A 19,262-nucleotide genomic window follows, 5' to 3' on the forward strand; every position below is an offset into this window, starting at 1 on the left:
AACAATTTGTTGATATGCTATACAAATGGCAGTGGCTTGACATTGCTATGGTTTTGTTGGCATTTGGTATGCTGGTATATCAGTATCTTTTGATAAGACCTGAAATAAAAAAAGAGTTCAGGCCGGCGGATGCTGTTGTTGCAGCGTTGGCTTTGCTTTCCACCATCAGTTTTATCAGGGATATCAGTGCATATCAGGCATATATAAAGGTTATGTCTGCTTTTCTTTTATACTTTATGGGCAGACTTTACTATGACAGAATTCTTGAATGTGACGATGCACTGGCGTTATCCTCATACTTTATAGTTTACATTAACTTTATCCACAGAATTGTCAGATTTGGTGGATATTTTCTACAGGTTAAGAATGCTGATGGGGATTTTTACTTTTACGACACAGATATGGCTTACGCAATAGTGCTGGCGTTTATCTTCATCGCCATGTTTGCAAGAAACTCTGTTTTTAAATTTATAACAATTTTTCTCGTTTGCCCCTACATGGTGATTTGCTCAGACGCCGGCATCCAGACAATCCTGCTCGCAGTTATTGCGGTAGTTCTTTTGATGTATGTCATGGAAGTTGCTCTTAAGAAAAAGAGACTTGCGATGGCGGGATTAGGACTTTTGATCATTGGACTAATGGTAGCTGTCGCACTTATCTATATTCCTGTTTTGACTTCGGATACCAGCGGAACGTGGACAATATTTGGACGAAACACAGTTCTTGATGTAGCGAACATGGAATCAAGGTATGTTGAGTGGCAGCAGACTTTTGAAGTTAGAAAACCTATAACCTTATTGGAAATACTGTTCGGAATCAGCTTTAATACCCACCTTCCGCTTATGAGCTTATACCTAAAAACGCTTTATTCAATAGGTGTCGTGGGAATGCTGTTTGTGGCATTGTTTATGATTTTTGTATTTAAGGCAGCCTATAGGGGAGAAGACAGGAAGAGCTTTTATATAACTGTAATGGTGGCGATCCTGATGCTTGGAAGCGGCGTTACATTTAACACTATGGAAAGCTTACAGATGAGCTGGTTTATGATGCTTTTTGCAGGGATGGTCATTTCTGCGGAAGGTCGCGAACAAGAATAATGACTTGAAAAACTCGAAAATTAAGTGATTTATGTATTATTCTAAACAGATAATACAGAAACAGGCAACTCTTGAATATATGAGCTGCCTGTTTCTGTATTAGGAGCGAATAAATTATTAATATGATGAGTTCAAAAAGAGCGTAGAATAATCCGGTTTGATGCGCAGCTTCACCAGCGTAATTATCTGATGAGCTTCTCAAAATCATCCTTGCCATGCTTACATATCGGACATATGAAGTCGTCAGGCATATCTTCACCAACATATTCATAGCCACAGATAAGACAGCGCCAGATTGTTTCGCCTTTTGGCGTCGTTCCGACTTTTTCGGGCTTTGGCTTGATATCGCTTTGATAGAATTCATATGTGCAGGATGGAGTATCTGACAGTACAGTCATAAATGTCGGTTCGCAGATAAAAAGAGTGTGTGAACCAAGGTCAACTTCTTTTTCAACCTTAAGAGAAAAATATGCATTTGTCCCGACGGTTATGTATGGAATGCCATTTTCGGCAGTTTCATATGATGAAGCAGGAAAAGATGTATCAAACTTATCCACGTCTTTTCCTGACCGGAAACCAAAGTGCTTGAAAAGGTCAAAAGATGCATCTTTACTAATAACTGAGATATTGCAAATGCCTGTGTCTTTTATCATGTCATGAGTGTAGTTGGCTTTGTTTACAGCAATTGAAATGCGGTTAGGATCTGATGCGACCTGTATTGCAGTATTGATAATACAGCCATTTTTCTTTTTACCTCGAACTGCGGTGCAAACGAACAGACCGTAAGAGAGTTTGTACATAGCTTTTGGGTTGAGTTCTGACATAGTGGGGACTCCTTTCTCGTTAGTGTTAGAGATGGTATTGGTTTTCAATATTGGTGCTTGGACTTTATCGGCTGATTTTTGAAGTTCTTTTCTCTTATTCCTATACTCTATAATTGGAAGGTCAGCTGCAACCAGCATTTCCTTCATGGGAACATCACTTTTCTTGGGGAGTTGTGTTTCAACAATTCTTTTATCCTGCCTTTCAACCACTTTATTGGCGCGACTTCCAAGCCAGGCAATAGCCTTGTCGATAGGCTTTAATCCAGTTATTTTATTGTAAAAGCGAAGCGCTATGATCGAATGCTCGTCATCAACCGGGATAAAGAAAGCCAAAATCAGTATTTTATCCGTGACATGGTTGAGCCACATATTAGGATATTTGAAGGTTAAGTTCGTGCTTTTGATCAGGCTGTCTGCGGATGATTTGGGTAATTGCCCGCTGTCAACTTCGTTATTGGCACTGGTTTGCAGGGTATTGCCATCAAGCCATACCACCTTCGGACCGTTGCACAAAGTTTTATTGCCACGGCCAATTGTAGTGCGGTGAACAAAGGCAAGATGGGATACGTCCAGCTGGTTTTCAATAACTCTGGAGTACTGTACGTTCCATGTATCTTCGATATGATCATAAGAATAGTCTGTATCAGTGATAACATCGAAGTAGTCAGGATCATGAGTTGGCATACCGTCGCCGTACCAGGCAAATACTATTCCACCAATTTCTTTTACCATGTAATGCTTGAGGTTGAACCGTGAGAAATCTTGAGCGGAGTTTCTGCCTTCTGATGGTATATGCACGCATTTGCCATTGGAATCATACTCAATTCCGTGAAACGGACACTTGATATTTCCCTCTTGGACGCAGCCTTTTTCAAGGGACGCGCCTCTATGGGCGCAAAGGCTGCTGACAAGGCTGAATTCGCCGTTTTCATTCCTAAAAAAGACGAGGTTTTCGCCGAAACGCCTAGCTCCGATAACATTGCCTTTTTTAACAGAGTTAGAAGACAGAACAGCATACCACTGATTTTTGATCATAAATAAAACCTCCGGATTTGTAGAAAAAACGGCGGGCTACAATACAATTATACTATAAACTGTATGCCGTTTACCACCGCGAATCTCAATTTATTCTAAATAATGTTGAAGAAAGATATATGCTTATATGATAGAATGTATTTATAAACGAAATAGTGAGAAGGTAGCTACACTAGTAATGATCTTAGTTGATATGTTGTATAACAATCGCATTTACTGAAGGTTGGAGCATGAAAGGAGAAACTGATTATGAAGTATGTATGTAATACTTGTGGCTATGTTTATGACGAGTCAGCAGGTGATCCGGATAACGGGATAGCACCCGGAACAAAGTGGGATGATCTTCCGGCTGATTTTACTTGTCCATTGTGTGGAGTTGGAAAGGAAGACTTTTCTGTAGAGGCATAACAAGATAAGAATAGCCGCGAAGAACAACAGATGACAAATAAAATATTGATATGCAAGTAAAGGCAGGTGCATCCAAGAGGTGTGTCTGCCTTATCTTCAATAGTGACAGAGGGAGTTATATGCACAGATTATACGAAACTGATGATATTTCAGTGTTTTGGAATTCAGATAAATGCAGACATGCCAGAAAATGCGTGACAGGTTGCCCTGAAGTTTTTGATTTTAAAAGAAAACCTTGGATTGATCTAAGTCAGGATGAGACACAAAGAATATGGCAAACTATAAAGCAGTGCCCATCGGGAGCTTTGGATATTATATATAATCATGAAGTGATGGTAAAACTGGATAAAGACAATAACAGGAGCACTGCTGTGGATAAAGAAGGGCAGATTATCGGTGAATGTGATTATCAAGAAAATGCTGACACCATCACTATCTATCACACAGAAGTGAAGCCTGAATACGGTGGAAACGAAATAGCGAAGAGACTGGTATATAAGGTTTTCGAAGAAGCGGACCGGGAGTGCAAAAAGATAGTACCTACTTGCTCATATGCGGCAAAATTGCTTAGCAATTAAAGCATTATACTTACTCTCATACAACAGCCCCATCTAATCTCTGGACATTACGATGGATTCATTTCTACGGTCCATCGCTCTCTTCAATCTATGACAAGTATTGTGAGCGAGGAGGATGGTCGGTGTTCATGCCGGATATTTCTACAAAAGCGGAAATGGATAAAGTATGCTGGATACACACTGGTAACTCACTAAAAGGTGGGTCAATTCACAGTGTAAAAATCGAGATTTATAAATAAAACTGACCCGCCCTCCAAATCGCATCGGCGGATCAGGGGGCAGATTTAAGTGTAAAAGTGGGTCAATTTTACATGACAATCAACAGATTCCATTTGCTCGGCAAAACTGAGCATCGGATAATTCGCTCTTTCTACAGTCCATGATGAGTCTGCACCAGTCCTCATCTGTTCTGCGAGGCAGTTACTTCTTTGGATTCGACATAACAGCTCCTTTCAAGTTGTAGTGAAATGTTCATCATTCAACTTTAAACATAGTAAAATATACGTTATTCAAATCCATTATGAACTTGTTTAGTGGCGGCAGCTATCCGCCTAATAATTTAGCGCTTACATTTTTTCTTCGGGAGATGGAACTGTTTTTGGATGTTCTTGGACCAGGGAAGAAGATCTTGGATATATTTTCGGTCTGGAACATATTTGTCACCTAAGATCTTTTGCTGTCTTGCTTCTTCACGTAGATGCTCAAGTTGCGCAAGTTGTACAAGTTGAGTGAATTATTGTAAAGCAAATATCTTATGAATGTGGTAAGATTATAAGGGTACTGATAATAGAGGGCTTACGGTGGTCGGAAGTTGAAATGAAAAAGATTAACGGATTAGAAGAATTGTGGGGATGGGTGCTGAATACAAATAGCTGCCTTATGCGGAATCAGCCACTCATGTTCCAGCAAAGAGATGTCAGTCGGATGGTCAGCTTTACAACAGAGGTCAGTAATGCCATCAAGGATGACTACCCATTTTATGCAGAAGAACTTCCGAAGATAGCGAATAACACTTTCCGTTGCATTGGCGGAGGTTTTTACAATCTTAATACGGTGCCCTTTGGAGAATTGTTCATCATAGTAAAACACCTGCATAACGAACCACAGGATGCTTCAGTGTGGACAATGATTCATCCAAGAATAATTGCAATAGCAAAAGAAGAGTACCTTGATGGTCATTATGCATCAGCTGCAAACAGAAGCTTTGTTGAAGTGGAGACCAGGCTCAGGGAGTTGTTTGTTGAACTGAAACCAAGTGCGACCGTTCCAGGTAACGTTGTGAACCTAATCGGAGCATTGCTTTCTGAAAATGGTGCATATCAATTCTGTGATCTATCAACACAGAGCGGAAAGGATTACAGACGAGGTATACAATCTTTATTTGAGGGTAGCATGGCAGCGTACAGGAATCCTTCATCTCATGAAAACCAGACTTTGTCAAAAACAGAGGCGCTTGAGCAGATTATGCTGGCAAGTCAACTCATGAAGGTGTTGGATAATTAAGATGTGATAGTCCCGGAAGATCATTATTGTATGATACTGCCATAGTAGAGATGACATGATCAGGATTATCAGTGGTCTGCAGATGGAATAGAAGAAAGAGAGGAACAGCCATGCCATCAGGAATAACAGCACAAAACGGATTCCTATATCAGTGGTATGCCTTTATCAAATTGGCACTAGATAATGCTGGCATGGAAAGGTTCTTTGTTTATGAAGGCGTTGATGATATTGATATTTCGGAAGAAAACAGGATATCTGCTGTAAGAGGTTACAATAATCAGTTCGTCCAGGTGAAAAGTGGTATTGTATCTCAGGATTGTTGGGCGAAAGTTATAGGTAACTGGCTACTGATAGCAGACGAGTGTCAAAACTATAGAATCATTTTAGAAAATGCACTCAACTTTGATTATAGAGAAGATGCTGTTTTTGGGAAGGTTGTAGACTATTTTATTTCTGGTGAAGGTAAAAAAAGCTTCTTCTATCGCAAATAAGGTCTACAGGAAGTACATCGAAGGCACAGATGAGACAGCACTAAAAGACAGAATCAAAGAGATGAGCGACCTGATTACTGTTGAAGTGTTCTCTATGGAACGACTCAATGATGCAATTGAGGAAACTTTTAAGGCAATTTATTGTCCGGACATAACAAAATATGAGATGGCAAAGATTTGCCGCTGCGAGCGCTTCATTGAATACATCAATAATAGAATTGATGAAGCAATTAAAAAGAGGAAGAGCTTTACTCTACGGTATGTAGATTTCATGGATGTTATTAATGTGGGAGAGAACGAGAATAACTTGAACACAGATGCTGGAGGGTTGGTAGTTCGCTCACTCGCTGATCAAGGAGAAACGTTGGTAAGTGCAAACATGTATGAGGAGGAAGTTCTGTCGATACCGGCTGTTTGGGGGATCAGAAACGTTCTTAACTACAAATGGGTTTTGATAGGAATCGCTGGAGTTCTGATTATTGTGGGTTGTATACCGAGGAAGAAGAATCAGAAGGAAGAGGAGTTGATAGCAGCGGCTGGAGCATAAGACGATTGCGCGAAGCGCCGAGCTGAAGGCTCGTGTGGGCATCGGTGAAGCGGAGATGAACGTAGCGGAACCGCAGAGGTTAAGCTCCCAAAACAAGAAAAACAACAATCGCACGGTTCCTTACCATGACCTTGATGACCACAATGTGGATTAATAGTACATAGGAAGCGTAGGTGTGTCAGATACCTGGGAGGGTGTATAGACACACTAACAAAATAAAATCTTATGTTTGCAATAATCAGGATGTGTAGTCATTAAATATTGATTTTTACTAGACTGGATTATCTATATGACAGGGAAATGTTCTTTGAAAGGGGTCTATATATAAATGCCAGGAAAAGCTAAACGAAAGTTTGTTGGAGAGAATATAAGGATTTCAAGGAGTGTGACTCAGCAGCTGCGTCATATGATGCCGGCATTGAAACCAGGTTATACAGCACAGGATATATTGGAAGCTTATAAAAGATACTACCCTTTTGAATGGAATGAAATAGTTGAAAGACAGCGTCAATACGAGGAAAAAGACCAATTCTTACGAAAAGTTGGGAAAAAGATAAGATATAAACCGCTTTCACCGGAGTCATTCTTTTTTTCCTTACAGAAAGTAAAGCATGTTCTAAGCAAAGGATATAGGGAGAAACATAGCTCAATCTATTCAGAGAATGAGAGATTTGAATATGAGCTTCAGTTTGGCAGGAAAAGAGATGCTGCTATATCAAAGCGAAAAAGGAGAGTTGAAAATAATACAAGAAATATCCAAAAAGTAGATCCAGGGTTCATCGATGCTCTCGTTTATGCATACCATCGTAAAGGTAATACAACAAGTGATAAGTTGGAAATATTGCGAGAGATATCAAAATATGAATGTAAAAAGACAGATGAATTCCTTTGGAAGATAAACGATAGTGAAAGAAATAATGAGATACGAGATTTAGCGTTTATACAACTACAAAAGACAGGTCATTATGTGAAGCTCAGGAAGGGGTTTAAGGGCAAGAAGAAATCGTATATGACAGAGAAGAGCGATTTGATTGGTACACCAGAAGCATTAGCTGAACGTCTGAGCAAATCGAAGTCGGTTCAGAATATAAAACAGTATGATATATTTGTTTCTCATAGCTATCAAGATAAGGCTGTGGTTGAGAGAATCGTAAGAGGAGCAAATGATGCTGGAATGAACTGTTATGTAGATTGGACCGCAGATGATGATTTTTTGAAAAGAAGTATGGTGTCTGACTATACCAGGGAAGTACTTAGAGCAAGGATGAGGAAATCGAGATATCTATTGTTCCTGAGCTCAGAAAAATCAAGAGCTTCTGACTGGGTATCCTTCGAGCTTGATTACTACAAGACCCAGGTTAAAAGACCCATATATATGATTTTACTTGATGGTGAGGATATACATGGTTTTGATGTGATTAAGGAAGATGAGATAGCAAGACTGAATGTTTTGCAACAGGAGAAGGAAAGTAATAAATATAACATTACTTAGCAAGGAGAAACAATGGCAAGAAAAGTATTCTACAGTTTCCATTATAAACCAGATATTTCGCGTGTAATGACCGTGCGCAACCGATGGGTTACTCAGGGCGGACAGATGAAATCGCAAGTTATAGATCGTGCTGAGTTTGAGTCTGTTAAAAGGCAAGGTGATTTAGCGGTAAAGCGATGGATTAATAGTCAGATGAACGATACATCTGTAACTGTTGTCTTGATAGGAACGGAAACGTTAATCCGTCCGTATGTTCAGTATGAGATTCAGAAGAGTGTTGAGCGTGGGAATGGAATTATTGGTGTGAGAATCAATAATATCAAAGACTTTAATGGATATTATTCGAGTGCAGGGAATGTCATGACACCAATTATGATAAATGGTCGTTCCATACCTTTTTCAAATATTGCAGATGCTATTTATGATTACACTAGTGATGATGGATATAACAACCTGGGGGATTGGGTTGAGAGAGCAGCAAGGTTGCACGGGAAATAATGAATCAATAGGAGCACATCTATGTTTGCTACGAAAGAAGAATTAATAAAAAAGTATTCAGAAGCTATCAAAGAAGGAAATGCTGCTATATTTGCCGGGGCGGGATTATCAATTGCCTCTGGTTATATTGATTGGAAAGAATTGTTGAGGCCTTTTGCATCTCAGCTTGGATTAGACATTGAAAAGGAAAACGATTATTTGGCTATTGCACAATATTATCGTAATGAGAGATTTGGTAGAGCTTCTGTAAATGAGACGATTCTGAGCGCCTTTAGTAAGGAGGCAAAAGAGAATCCCAATATTGACATTATCACTAGACTCCCGATAAGCACGTATTGGACCACAAACTATGACCACCTAATTGAAAATGGAATTGAAAAATCAAATAGGCTCGCTGATGTAAAGATTGAGGTAGATCAACTATCATGCTCAAAATATGACCGAGATGCAGTTGTTTATAAGATGCATGGGGATGTTGAAAGACCTTCGAGAGCTGTTCTCACTAAAGACGATTACGTTCTCTATGATAGGAGCAGAAAGCTTTTTAAGACAGTGTTGAAAGGCGATTTGATTTCTAAGACATTCTTGTTTATAGGTTTTAGTTTTGAGGATCCTAACTTGGATTATGTACTGAATCAGATTCATGCCCTTCTTGATGAGAATATCCATGAGCACTATTGCTTTTTCAGAAGAGTAAAGAAAGATGGGCTGAGTGATAAAGACTATGGCTACGCTCAGGCTCGTCAGGAACTTAAAGCCAAAGATTTAGCTCGTTATGGAATTCAAACAGTTTTTATAGATGAATACTCTGAAATAACAGAGACGCTTATGGCAATAGAAACCGCTGTAAAACATAACAATGTATTCATTTCAGGAAGCGCTGCAGAATATGGAACTTGGAATAAAGATGATGCTGAAAGACTGGCTTATGAAGTTGCAAGGTCGATGGTTAGGGATGATTTTAGGATTATTTCAGGATTCGGATTTGGAATTGGATCAACGGTTGTTAACGGTGCCTTGGATGAAATATATCGAAGCAAGTATAAACACACAGAGGAGCATTTGTGTCTAAGACCATTTCCGCAAGGAATTAAAGACGATGATGAGAGGAAAAGGCTTTATACGAAGTATCGTAAAGACATGATAGCCGAAACTGGAGTATCTGTGTTTCTATTCGGTAATAAGAATGTTAGTAAGGACTTGACAAAGAAAGATATTGTTGATGCCGATGGATGCTTGGAGGAGTTTCAGATTTCTAAAGAAAATGGAAATGTGATTATACCCATAGGGTCTACAGGCTATGTGGCAAAGAAAATTCTTGATGAAATCAAGAGTGATATAAACAGGTATCCATATTTAGAAGGGTATACTGATATCCTTGAAAAAACGACTGATATATCAAAGATAGTAGAGACTGTGCTGGAAATAATAAGGAAAAGCTCACAAATTTGAGGGTAAAACATGATATTAACAGAATCAGATTTAAGGACAGCAGCTGGTGAAGCAAGAAAGCATCCAACAGAATTTGCATTGCTTGAAGAAAAAATGTTTGATGAAGCAGAATCATATGATTTATTCATATCGCATTCTTTTAAGGATAAAGATCTGGTAATAGGACTAAGATATAAATTTCAACAGTGTGGATATTCGGTTTACATAGATTGGATCGATGACCAGAATCTGGATAGAGGAACTGTAACACCAAAGACAGCAGAGATCATTAGAAACAGACTTGATCATTGCAATGGACTTGCATATGTTGCCACCACAAATAGTACAAATTCAAAGTGGTGTCCTTGGGAGCTTGGGTTGGCAGATGGAAAAATAGGTAGGGCATGTATTTTGCCGATTATGAGTGGACGCTTTAACGGGAATGAATATTTGGGACTGTATCCATATTTAGAGTTTTCAAAGACAGCAAAGGAAACTAGAGACGAGTTTTGGGTTTATGATCAAGCAGATAGGAATAGATACATTGTTTTGAGTTCCTGGCTTAATGGGAGCAATCCTAGAATTCATCAGTAATTGCTGAGGTAAAGGCTTGTATACTGAATATAGTTTAGTAGGCGTATCAAGACTGCGGATGATTACAATGAAAGGATAAATATGGGAATGATAACTGTACAATCAAATATCGATGGGATACCAGGACTTACAGTTTTAGTCCCAATTGTATTTAGTGAATATATGTCGGCAATCAATGCAGAAAATAATAATTGAATGCTCTTATCGATATAATTAGAGGTAACATTAATGGGAACTTATCTTAATTCTGGGAACACGCGCTTTAAACAAGCGATAGAATCTGAGATATACAGAGATAAAACAGATTTGATAATGTATATTAATTCACTTGTTCTTACTGAACAAAAATATGTGTGTGTATCAAGACCTAGAAGATTTGGCAAAACAATTACGGCTAACATGCTTGCAGCATATTATGATAGGTATGCTGACAGTAGGGAGCTGTTTGAAAACAAGAAAATTGCAACAGATGGAAAAGGAATAGATCAATGGGATGAATATCTTGGAAAATTTGATGTTGTCAAAATAATAATGACTGATTTTGTAAAAAAAGATAAATCTGCTGAAGAAATGCTAAAAAAACTCCAGCTGCTTGTGATGAGAGATGTTCTTAATCAATATTCTGAGGTGGATTTTTTTGATAGAGAAGACCTTATTCAGTCGATGTCTGATGTTTATGTGCAGACAGGACATCAATTTGTAATCATCATTGATGAGTGGGATGCAATCTTTAGAGAGAATAAATCGGATGCTGAAGGTCAACGAGTGTATTTGGATTTTTTGCGTGATTGGCTTAAAGACAAAGACTATGTTGCTCTTGCTTATATGACAGGAATTCTTCCAATCAAAAAATATGGTAAGCATTCAGCGTTGAATATGTTTGATGAGTATTCCATGATTTTTCCTATGCAGATGGCGAAGTATACTGGATTCACAGATGATGAGGTAGAAGATTTGTGTAATCAGTATGGAAGAAATCATGAGGAGATCAAAAACTGGTATGACGGATACGAAATGTATGGAATAATTCCGCCTAAATCGATGGGAGAGCAGAGCAGTAGCATCTCAGAAGACCCTGGTCAAGAAAAATGGTCGATATATAGTCCTTTATCAGTTGTGAAAGCAATTCAGACTGGTAGAATACAGAATTACTGGAATCAGACAGAAACATATCAGGCGTTGTCTGAGTATATTTGTAGAAATTACGATGGTTTAAAAGAAGATGTTGCTGTGTTAATGGCAGGAAACCGAATTTCTGTAGCTATTGATAATTATCAAAATGATATGACCACTTTTCATAGTAAAGACGATATTTTTACTTTATTGATTCATTTGGGATATCTTGCCTATGACATTAATAGAAAAGAAGTCTATATTCCAAATAACGAAATACTAGCTGAATTTGAGGCATCTACAAAGCAGGATGATTGGAATGTTGTTTTCAAAGCTCTCGAGAATTCACAAAAACTACTTGAAGCAACCTGGAAAAAAGATGCAGCTAAGGTATCTGAATTGGTTGAAAAAGCGCATGACAAAGCAAACAATAAAACCTATAACAGTGAAGCTGCCTTGAGTTATGCAATACAATTAGCATATTATAACGCACAGAATTATTACACTTTAATCCAGGAAATGGATACTGGTAAGGGATATGCTGATCTTGTATATATACCGTCTCCTAAATATTCAGACAAGCCAGTGCTTTTAATAGAGCTAAAATACGATAAAGATGCTGCAACAGCAATAGACCAGATTCGAAAACGTAATTATCCGGATAATCTTGAGAAATATAAGGGGAATATTATTATCGTTGGTATAAATTATGAAAATGACGCAAGTAGTAAACAAGGTTATAAGCATCATGATTGTTTAATTGAAGAAGCATAAAAATGAATGATAATAGTAGATTATCAATTGAAATGAGGAGAATTAGAATGTACGATGTGGCATTTTCATTTGCCGGAGAAGATCGTGAAATCATAGAGAAGATAAAAGAAATAGTTTCTAATGAATACAGTGTCTTTTATGACAATGACAATCATTCCGAGTTGGTTGGAAAAGATCTCTATCGATACCTACGCAATTTATATGCAAATAACGCAAGATATGTAGCATGTTTCTTCTCTGAACATTATTACAAAAAGATTTGGACTAACCTTGAATTTACAGCTGTAAGAGAACGGTTCATGAACACATTCTTTGATTCAGACTTTCTTATTCCAATAATGCTTGACAATTCGCCTTTAACACGAGATATCCCATCATTCATAGGTTATTATAAACATACAGATATCTCGAAAACTGCAGAACTGATAAAGGAAAAAATACGAATCCCATATGCAGACAACAGCATTATTCAACACAGAGAAAATATACTGAAATACTTTTTGGAAAAAGTATGTGAAGCGATGCAAGCACATAGGTTGAAGGTAAGTTCGTTTCAAAACAAGCTCTATATTGAAAATGAAGGTGTGAAAACTGTGTTTACGTTCTCAAATGACGAATTCCTAAATCTTCCTTGTGTACTTATATTCCAAGGAGAGCTAAATACAAATCTATGCGCTGAAATAATAATCACATGGGAAAGATGTTCCAAAATGGAATTCTCGATAATGCATAGCTTTGATTATACCTCTGATGACGACAGGAAGTATTCTGCACAAGATGTAGTAAAAGTAGTAACGGATGATCTTATTCGTCTTTCTGAGGTGTAGTAAAATGGAACTGAAGATAATATATGGCAAAAAAGGTTGTGGAAAAACAACATATATTAAAAATAGATATCCTAATGAGAAATATATACATGCAGAGCAGTTCGTGGACTCTTCAAATATAAGTCAATACATTTTTTCTAATGTATCAACTATTATATTAGACGAAGCGGAAAAGTGTTGCACGTCGGTTTTTAACACAATTATAAACAGCAGCAAAATAAATAATATTAACAAGGTTATTTTGCTCGTCGATCTTACTAATGATGAACTCTTGAAGGCACAAAACATACTCTCACTTGCAGATATTGAGGGAGTGAGCAGGAATCTTTATGTCCAAGAGTTTATTGCACCTGAAGAAGAGTTAAAAGCATATATACAATACAACTATCCAGAGCTGAAAAATGATGATTATAAAGAGATTATCAGTATAACAGAACATAATTATTTGGAAATAGATGCTCTCATGTTTCGCATGAAACTATCGGGCGAAAATAATAACCAAAAAAACGAAGCCGCTATAAAATCTTATTTAAAAAAAGCAATATCAGAGAAATTTAGGGATATTTCCGAAGAAATATACTCTATTATAGAAAAATCTTCGATAATTGGTAGTGTTTTTTCTATTCTTCCACTAGAGTCTGTTGATGGCTTTGGGATTGAATCTGCGGAGGAATACCTAAATGAAGCTACAAAACTACGTTTTCTGATTCGTGTATGCGAGAACGCCGAGCAACAGTATGAATTTCCCTTGATGAAAATATATGAAGCTGTATTTGATACTATTAATATTGGAGAAAAACACAAAGCTGCGCAAATTCTGGTTTCGTATTACAGCAAACTATACAGTTCGAATGCTTCCACAGCAGAAAAAATCAGAATACTAAACAGGATGCTGCAAGCGCAAAAAATGTGTGATAAATCTAGTAAAATAATACCGCAAATACGATTGGAGTTATTATATTTATATAGCATTACTAAAGATTGGGAGAAGTTATATTTTGTGGCAAATGAGGCTTTATGCGATCAGAAAGTTCACCCGTTAGATGGATTCCAGTTAGCTTATACACAAGAGATATGTGTAAGGAGCCTAAAAGAACTTGGTAGGACGAAAACCGCAATAAAAATCTTAAGAAAAGTACACAAAAAATATAGCAACCTTTTTTATTCAAATATCGTATGGCGATGTATCTTTATGATTCCGGTGACATAGACAATTCCTTTTCCATAGCGCAAGAACTTGTCAATAATATCAGAACTATATCAAATGAAGATAATGATATGAACCGTATGGTCTGCAACGTATATTCTCTTATGGCTACCTTGCAAAACCATCTTTCAATAGAAGATATGGGTGCACGTTATTATAAATTGGCACTAAACAGAGGAAAACTGCATGAAAACACATTGTACGAGTACTACTGTTGTCTAAAAAAATGTGGAATGTTTTTCCAACACAACGAGGAAATTCAAAGCCTAAAAGAAGCTGCGGCGTACTTTGAAGAAATCAATAGTGTAATTGATGCAGGAGAAGCATATTTTAATATTGCAACAGAAATGCTATTTTATGGAGGATATGAAAATAGACTTATAGAAAGCTACTTTAAAAAGGCACTTGACAGTTTTGGACATAATAGTCTGAAACTGTCATATGTATATAATAACATGGGAATTTTTTACGTTTTGGCAAAAGAAAATGCGAAAGAGGCATTAGAATACTTCAAGAAAGCAAAACTATTAGGACTTTCAGATTTTACGTATATGACAATCAACTTAAACATTTGTATGTGCGATCTCTTGCTTGATATTGAGCCACTTGTATTCTACCAAGATCACGATAATTTCATGAATGCCTATGAGAGTATTGCCTCCAGGGAAAATACTACAGCCTATGAAAACCAGTATAAGGATCTACTAGAGGCAATTACTCTGGAACACCAAGGGAAAAGCGCTGTTCAACTATGCCATAAACATTTGTTAAAAGGCGAGGAGTTCTTTTCTCCTATATGGAAAGATATTTTATCACGTCAGATATCTGTTCCGAACAAAAATGCCACTTATCCGGATAGTCATTTTTTCTACGAGCAGATCAATCGGAAAAGGATCTTTCTTGCAGAATTCAGGTATTGGGAATAGCAAGGCGTTCTGATGCTGTATCAATAATTATTTTCAGTGTTTCGCTAAATTCCAAGCCATTAGCCCTGCCCATTATATCAAAGGATCCACCTTCAAAGAGTGCAGGCAAAGGGTTGGCTTCAATAAAATACGGACTCCCATTGGCAGAAAGGCGGAAATCGAATCGACAAAAATCTCTACATCCAAAAGCACGGAATAGCGTAAGTGCCGCATAGCCGATTTCTTCATTGACTTTATCAGGCACATCGTAAATGATATTGTGGTAATCACCAATAGTTTTCCAGTTTTTATCCAGCCAAAAACTATCGTTTTTCTGGACATCCACTGTAGTTATAGCCCACATAGTTTTATCCGGATCATTTCCGATAAGAGGAATGGTGATTTCCTTACCAAATATAAATTCTTCACATAGGATCTCAGAATGATATTGCTTCGTCAGTCTACAAAGTTTTTCAACCGATTCTTCTAAGGATATACAGCGCACAATACCAGAACTGTTCCCTTCGTAATTTGGCTTTAATATGTGTGGGAGAGGAACTTTCTTTATCCGCTCATATACTATTTCGGGTGAATCAGAAGGCATAACGAGTGCAGATATAGGGGTTGCAATGCCGTAATATTGGGCAACTATTTTAGTCATGTACTTGTTTAGTGTCAAAGATAGTCCAAATGCATCAGTGCCCATGAAGGGAACCCGATACATTTCTAACAATGACGGTGCAAACCCTTCTCTGTTCCTTGAAGAGATACCCTCCATGGTGTTATATACTAGATCACAGGGGCGCTCTTTTCCCTTGCATATTTCCAAGAGTTCAACAAAACTTTTTATGCGTACCGTTTCATGCCCAAGACTCCGAAAAGCGGCATCCAGTTGACTAATGGACACTTCATCCGCAAAATCATAGTATAGATCGTCCTTGTCATCGTACATTTCCTTTGTATCATACGCTATACCGATTTTCATTTCTAATTCCTTTTAATTGATAATCTACTATTATCAATTAAAAAACATATATCTAAACAGGAGAAAATAATTAAACCGATTATAAATAATTAAAAAAGCTGAGAGATAATGATCAAACTGTGGTATGAATAAAAAAGCCAAAATGAAAAATGAGTTGCTCAAAAATAGAATTTACAGATTATAGGATTGTTGGAGAAAAAGAATGGTTTAGCTGAAAATACTATGTTTTCTTTTTTATTTTGTAAATAGTGTTTGGTCAACAACTCCTTTTTCGGAGTTGTGACCGGGTTAAGATTTACATTTTTTCTGGTTTGACGAGGAATTTGAAGACTCATTTTCATATTCCTCAACTGCAAGTTTAAATGTTCCAAAAATGTTGGTTACGAGAATGGACATGGCGATTGTTGACAGAGATGTATCTTCTCTTTTCCTTTTTATCACGCCCATGCCATTCCTTCGTTTGGCTGTGCTGAAGTAACGCTCAACTTCGATTCTGTCAGTGTTATCAATTGCTGCAACCTTGCGTTCCTTACGAAGTTTTGCATCATCTTTAGTTGGGCGTCCAAGCTTTGGACCGCTTATCCTGATACCATTTGTGTTACAGAATGCAATGTTCGCCTTCGTGCGGTATATCTGATCAACAAGCACACGCTCAGGATATTCGCCATTGCGGTATTTGTAAGCAGTAAGCGCTTCAATCAGCATCGGTCCTTCATTGTAGGAGTTAAATGAAAGGTTTTCTATTCTTCCGAAGCCAAGCTCGTCAACACTGAGATGGAGTTTTGCACCAAACTCAGTTGGAGCCTTAGCCTTTCCACGCATGACTGGTCTGACAAACGGAAGATGGATGCTGACTATGCGGTTATCAACCTTGTGAGTGTTGTTTTCATACATGAACAATTGCTGCTCATACAGGATATGAATTACGATGATGTTGTCTATGAATTTTTCAGCAGGAGCGTAGCCCTCATGCATGAAATCATCAATGTAATTCAGGTCTCTACGAACATAGCTCAGCTGAGCTTTTACTGCTTTGCGTACCGCTTCTTTGGTCGGTTTCTTCGACCGAGCAAATGCAAGATAGTCCTTGTGTGCCACCTTACGATAGGTTCTTGGCTTATCAAAGCCGTAAACTTCGCAGAAGAAATCTATCATGGTTTCAAGCTTCATGCGTGCTTCATTTAAGAGTGATGTATCCTGCGGAAACCTGATATACTGCGGAGCAACAGTTGCATCACATATCTGTGTAGCAACGAGGACACCTCGTTTGAAATGAGCCATCCCTTTGCGGAACATAAAGGTCTTGGGAGCAGCGTCACACAGCAGGTCATTTGCCTTGATAATAAACTCCAAAGTCAGTCGCTTTCTCCAGGTCACCAGGAGAGTCCGTGCAAACGGAGCGTCATGTTGGAAAGCTTCAAGTCCGATAAAGTACTGGTAGTATGGGTTCTGCTGCAACTGAGCAACAAGATCTCTGTCAGTAAAGCCCATATGTTGTTGGATAATAAGCGATCCCATCACCATTCTGCAAGGCTTGGCTACGTTTCCTGTTTCAGTTGGAAACATAGCGGCATAGAGAGTTTCCCATGCTCGCCATGGAAGTTTACCTGCAATCACAATCCACTCATTTTGGGAATCCAACTGCAAACCGCAGGTTGCATTAAAGCCGGTGAAACTTAACTGTTCGTAGTCGTAATTTGGAGTTTTATACATGATTTTTGACCTCAAAGTGCAAGCTATAAAGCCCATAAATGCGTTAAACTGCAAAAATTTCCTTGCACTTTAGCATATCAAAAATCGTTATAAACGCCCATGTTTACTGGGCTGAAAGGGTTGTTGACCAAACACTAAATAAATGGATTTGTTCTAGAGAATGCTGTTAACAATTATAAAAATATAGAGGATTTTTTTAGGCAGAATTGTCAACTAAAGCAGATTGGAATCACATGCTGCCAATCTGCTTTAGTTTTTTTATAGTAAGTGCTTACATTATATACACTAATTCGAAATATATGCGTTGGGACAAATTGAAAAATTGTTCCGTGGATGCTTGCTGCACAATATATTCTTCTGTTTGGCCATAGAAACATGGGTGTAGATTTCTGTTGTGCGAATTGAGCTGTGTCCGAGCATTGCCTGGATGTATCGAATATCGACATCAGCCTCAAGAAGTGAGGTGGCAAAGGTGTGGCGCCACATATGTGGAGTGATATGCTGTTTGATTCCGGCGAGGTTTGTGTAGTAGTTAAGCATTCTGCGTACAGACTGGTCTGATATAGGGTGTCCTTGTTGATTTACAAACAAATGGTTGCAAAGGCGGATCTCGTTATCGTAGGCTTCTTTATAATTTACAAGTGCATCGTGTACCTGACTGTTTCCTATCTGCAAAATACGTTCTTTTAATCCTTTCCCGTTTATAAATACAGTATCTTCGTATAAGTTAACATCATCTGGAATCAGATTGCAAAGTTCAAAGATGCGTAATCCGGTGGCAAAGAGTAACTCACAAATGGCGGCATCTCTGATGGCGTTGCGTCTTCGATAGTTAGTTTTCCCATTTTCAATTTGCTTATAAATTAGGGTAAGTATTATTTCTATGGTATCTAATGGGATTATGCGTGGAAGAGTTGCTGGTTCTCGGAATTTGCTTTGAACGTGTGCCCAGGGATTGGATGTAATGATGTCATGGTTTTCTAAATAGCAAAAAAAAGCTTTGATAGATGCAATCTTTCTTTTTACGCTTTTGGGTTTGTAATGACGGTGAAGATTTTTTATATAATCTTCAAGTTCTGCTGTGGATAACTCCGTTAATTTCATTGAAGATAGGCAATTTCCGAATTGCTGGAGATCTGTTAGGTAGGCTCTAACTGTTTTTTCGTTAAGTTTTTTCTGGCTTGAACAGAAATCTAAATAGTTCTCTACAATCTTTTCATAATTATTCATTATAACCTCC

18 protein-coding genes and 1 pseudogene are annotated in these 19,262 nt (G+C 37.9%); 14 read left to right on the forward strand and 5 right to left on the reverse strand.

Annotated elements, in window-relative coordinates:
• Positions 1 to 14 precede the first annotated feature (14 nt).
• Positions 15 to 1,097, forward strand: coding sequence for a hypothetical protein (locus BM146_RS00545; RefSeq protein WP_177201546.1), 1,083 nt, complete (start codon positions 15 to 17; stop codon positions 1,095 to 1,097).
• Positions 1,098 to 1,279: 182 nt separating this feature from the next.
• Here the strand turns inward: BM146_RS00545 and BM146_RS20370 are convergent, their stop codons facing one another.
• Positions 1,280 to 1,921 carry a flavin reductase family protein gene (locus BM146_RS20370; protein WP_074883160.1) on the reverse strand — a complete coding sequence of 214 codons (642 nt, stop codon included), beginning with the start codon at positions 1,919 to 1,921 and terminating at the stop codon, positions 1,280 to 1,282.
• Between the two features lie 93 nt (positions 1,922 to 2,014).
• Positions 2,015 to 2,956, reverse strand: a pseudogene (locus BM146_RS20375) (Rieske 2Fe-2S domain-containing protein); the annotation flags it as partial.
• 249 nt (positions 2,957 to 3,205) lie between these two features.
• On the opposite strand from BM146_RS20375, the gene BM146_RS00560 reads away from it, so the two are divergent.
• The 13 genes from BM146_RS00560 (at position 3,206) to BM146_RS00625 (ending at position 15,345) form a co-directional block, all read left to right on the forward strand.
• Positions 3,206 to 3,364, forward strand: coding sequence for a rubredoxin (locus tag BM146_RS00560; RefSeq protein ID WP_074882847.1), 159 nt, complete (start codon positions 3,206 to 3,208; stop codon positions 3,362 to 3,364).
• 50 nt (positions 3,365 to 3,414) lie between these two features.
• Positions 3,415 to 3,942, forward strand: coding sequence for a GNAT family N-acetyltransferase (locus tag BM146_RS19805; protein ID WP_207649880.1), 528 nt, complete (start codon positions 3,415 to 3,417; stop codon positions 3,940 to 3,942).
• A gap of 816 nt (positions 3,943 to 4,758) precedes the next feature.
• A complete protein-coding gene (locus tag BM146_RS00575) occupies positions 4,759 to 5,445 on the forward strand; it encodes a TIGR02391 family protein (protein ID WP_074882848.1) in 687 nt (228 codons plus the stop codon).
• Between the two features lie 110 nt (positions 5,446 to 5,555).
• A complete protein-coding gene (locus BM146_RS00580) occupies positions 5,556 to 5,936 on the forward strand; it encodes a hypothetical protein (protein WP_074882850.1) in 381 nt (126 codons plus the stop codon).
• The gene (locus BM146_RS00585) at positions 5,902 to 6,483 is read left to right on the forward strand and encodes a hypothetical protein (RefSeq protein ID WP_074882852.1); all 582 of its coding nucleotides are present in this window, start codon (positions 5,902 to 5,904) and stop codon (positions 6,481 to 6,483) included. The genes BM146_RS00580 and BM146_RS00585 overlap by 35 nt, the downstream gene beginning before the upstream one ends.
• Positions 6,484 to 6,811: 328 nt before the next feature.
• Positions 6,812 to 7,975, forward strand: a complete 1,164-nt coding sequence (locus tag BM146_RS00590) for a toll/interleukin-1 receptor domain-containing protein (protein WP_074882854.1) — start codon at positions 6,812 to 6,814, stop codon at positions 7,973 to 7,975.
• A 12-nt stretch (positions 7,976 to 7,987) separates the two neighbouring features.
• The gene (locus tag BM146_RS00595) at positions 7,988 to 8,473 is read left to right on the forward strand and encodes a TIR domain-containing protein (protein WP_074882856.1); all 486 of its coding nucleotides are present in this window, start codon (positions 7,988 to 7,990) and stop codon (positions 8,471 to 8,473) included.
• Positions 8,474 to 8,494: 21 nt separating this feature from the next.
• Positions 8,495 to 9,925, forward strand: a complete 1,431-nt coding sequence (locus BM146_RS00600; RefSeq protein ID WP_074882858.1) for an SIR2 family protein — start codon at positions 8,495 to 8,497, stop codon at positions 9,923 to 9,925.
• Between the two features lie 9 nt (positions 9,926 to 9,934).
• A complete protein-coding gene (locus tag BM146_RS00605; RefSeq protein ID WP_074882861.1) occupies positions 9,935 to 10,498 on the forward strand; it encodes a toll/interleukin-1 receptor domain-containing protein in 564 nt (187 codons plus the stop codon).
• Positions 10,499 to 10,726: 228 nt separating this feature from the next.
• Entirely contained in the window at positions 10,727 to 12,385 is a 1,659-nt protein-coding gene (locus BM146_RS00610; RefSeq protein ID WP_074882863.1) for an AAA family ATPase, read from the forward strand.
• Positions 12,386 to 12,387: 2 nt separating this feature from the next.
• Entirely contained in the window at positions 12,388 to 13,212 is an 825-nt protein-coding gene (locus BM146_RS00615; protein ID WP_083413332.1) for a TIR domain-containing protein, read from the forward strand.
• A gap of 4 nt (positions 13,213 to 13,216) precedes the next feature.
• On the forward strand, positions 13,217 to 14,422 hold the full coding sequence (locus tag BM146_RS00620) for a hypothetical protein (protein ID WP_074882867.1): 1,206 nt from the start codon (positions 13,217 to 13,219) through the stop codon (positions 14,420 to 14,422).
• Entirely contained in the window at positions 14,389 to 15,345 is a 957-nt protein-coding gene (locus tag BM146_RS00625; protein ID WP_143087382.1) for a hypothetical protein, read from the forward strand. The genes BM146_RS00620 and BM146_RS00625 overlap by 34 nt, the downstream gene beginning before the upstream one ends.
• Here the strand turns inward: BM146_RS00625 and BM146_RS00630 are convergent.
• From BM146_RS00630 to BM146_RS00640, 3 genes are all read right to left on the reverse strand, one after another.
• Positions 15,329 to 16,309, reverse strand: coding sequence for a D-alanine--D-alanine ligase family protein (locus tag BM146_RS00630; RefSeq protein WP_074882870.1), 981 nt, complete (start codon positions 16,307 to 16,309; stop codon positions 15,329 to 15,331). The genes BM146_RS00625 and BM146_RS00630 overlap by 17 nt on opposite strands.
• 288 nt (positions 16,310 to 16,597) lie before the next feature.
• On the reverse strand, positions 16,598 to 18,022 hold the full coding sequence (locus BM146_RS00635) for an IS5 family transposase (protein WP_074882872.1): 1,425 nt from the start codon (positions 18,020 to 18,022) through the stop codon (positions 16,598 to 16,600).
• A gap of 285 nt (positions 18,023 to 18,307) precedes the next feature.
• Complete coding sequence (locus tag BM146_RS00640; RefSeq protein ID WP_074882874.1) at positions 18,308 to 19,252, reverse strand: tyrosine-type recombinase/integrase; 945 nt, start codon at positions 19,250 to 19,252, stop codon at positions 18,308 to 18,310.
• Between the last annotated feature and the right edge of the window lie 10 nt (positions 19,253 to 19,262).

It is taken from the genome of Butyrivibrio proteoclasticus (genome assembly GCF_900115735.1).
Lineage (GTDB): Bacteria > Bacillota > Clostridia > Lachnospirales > Lachnospiraceae > Butyrivibrio > Butyrivibrio proteoclasticus_B.

Coding starts and splice junctions, on each gene's coding strand:
- BM146_RS00545 (WP_177201546.1), top strand. CDS start 15: ATGCTATACAAATGGCAGTGGCTTGACATTGCTATGGTTTTGTTGGCA.
- BM146_RS20370 (WP_074883160.1), bottom strand. CDS start 1,921: ATGTCAGAACTCAACCCAAAAGCTATGTACAAACTCTCTTACGGTCTG.
- BM146_RS00560 (WP_074882847.1), top strand. CDS start 3,206: ATGAAGTATGTATGTAATACTTGTGGCTATGTTTATGACGAGTCAGCA.
- BM146_RS19805 (WP_207649880.1), top strand. CDS start 3,415: ATGCAAGTAAAGGCAGGTGCATCCAAGAGGTGTGTCTGCCTTATCTTC.
- BM146_RS00575 (WP_074882848.1), top strand. CDS start 4,759: ATGAAAAAGATTAACGGATTAGAAGAATTGTGGGGATGGGTGCTGAAT.
- BM146_RS00580 (WP_074882850.1), top strand. CDS start 5,556: ATGCCATCAGGAATAACAGCACAAAACGGATTCCTATATCAGTGGTAT.
- BM146_RS00590 (WP_074882854.1), top strand. CDS start 6,812: ATGCCAGGAAAAGCTAAACGAAAGTTTGTTGGAGAGAATATAAGGATT.
- BM146_RS00595 (WP_074882856.1), top strand. CDS start 7,988: ATGGCAAGAAAAGTATTCTACAGTTTCCATTATAAACCAGATATTTCG.
- BM146_RS00600 (WP_074882858.1), top strand. CDS start 8,495: ATGTTTGCTACGAAAGAAGAATTAATAAAAAAGTATTCAGAAGCTATC.
- BM146_RS00605 (WP_074882861.1), top strand. CDS start 9,935: ATGATATTAACAGAATCAGATTTAAGGACAGCAGCTGGTGAAGCAAGA.
- BM146_RS00610 (WP_074882863.1), top strand. CDS start 10,727: ATGGGAACTTATCTTAATTCTGGGAACACGCGCTTTAAACAAGCGATA.
- BM146_RS00615 (WP_083413332.1), top strand. CDS start 12,388: ATGAATGATAATAGTAGATTATCAATTGAAATGAGGAGAATTAGAATG.
- BM146_RS00620 (WP_074882867.1), top strand. CDS start 13,217: ATGGAACTGAAGATAATATATGGCAAAAAAGGTTGTGGAAAAACAACA.
- BM146_RS00625 (WP_143087382.1), top strand. CDS start 14,389: ATGGCGATGTATCTTTATGATTCCGGTGACATAGACAATTCCTTTTCC.
- BM146_RS00630 (WP_074882870.1), bottom strand. CDS start 16,309: ATGAAAATCGGTATAGCGTATGATACAAAGGAAATGTACGATGACAAG.
- BM146_RS00635 (WP_074882872.1), bottom strand. CDS start 18,022: ATGTATAAAACTCCAAATTACGACTACGAACAGTTAAGTTTCACCGGC.
- BM146_RS00640 (WP_074882874.1), bottom strand. CDS start 19,252: ATGAATAATTATGAAAAGATTGTAGAGAACTATTTAGATTTCTGTTCA.